2 pseudogenes are annotated in these 654 nt (G+C 50.4%); both read left to right on the top strand.

Annotated elements, in window-relative coordinates:
* Positions 1–196 (top strand): annotated as a pseudogene (locus AB4Z23_RS27720) (hypothetical protein); the annotation flags it as partial.
* A gap of 3 nt (positions 197–199) precedes the next feature.
* Positions 200–654 (top strand): annotated as a pseudogene (locus AB4Z23_RS27715) (hypothetical protein); the annotation flags it as partial.

Below are 654 nucleotides of genomic sequence, written 5' to 3'. Positions count from 1 at the left end.
GATGAGGATCGGTCAGGACGGCGGTGCTTCCGAACAACTCAAGACGATAGAGGATATGAAAACCGCAAAGGACATATCGGACATCCCGACAGCGGGAGACCAGTATGATTCCGATGAGAAAATTTACCGTTTTCTTGCTGCGCAACAGAACGGAATGAGCGCTCTCAAACTGTTTTGTATCAACGATCTGGATTAAACTATGGGGTGGGTCTCAGCGGCTTCTGTTGATGCGGCAATAGGTGTCGGGACATATTATCTTGCCGACGCCCGCAATCTTTTCGAAGGGGCGGCGGCCCTCAATGTCAAAACCGAGGCCACCCTGGTTKGCGCGTCCCTGGGTTCCATGATGTGCTTTTGGCGAGTTAAAAAATGGCACTCGCTGTGGAACGAGTTGTCCCGGTCAAAACGCGAGGAATACCCATTCAAAGCCTACAACGTTCATCCATTTCTCCGTGAATGGAAGTCGGAAGAATATACCTATCAAAAGCAGCTTAACCGTATCGCGGAACAGGATCGTATCATCAACTCGATCACTAGTGACATGCAGGTCAATCCCGCTGAATACGGTTTCCCTGATTCCGGCTATGCACTGCAGAGGTCGGTAGAAATGACCGAGAAATTTTATTCGGGTGCGCGTTCCCCTGACAGTAACCC

Source organism: Agrobacterium sp. MCAB5 (assembly GCF_052114365.1).
In the GTDB taxonomy this organism is placed as follows: Bacteria; Pseudomonadota; Alphaproteobacteria; order Rhizobiales; family Rhizobiaceae; genus Agrobacterium; species Agrobacterium tumefaciens.
Note: the sequence above shows the minus strand (reverse complement) of the source record. Positions and strands in the feature narration are given on the sequence as shown.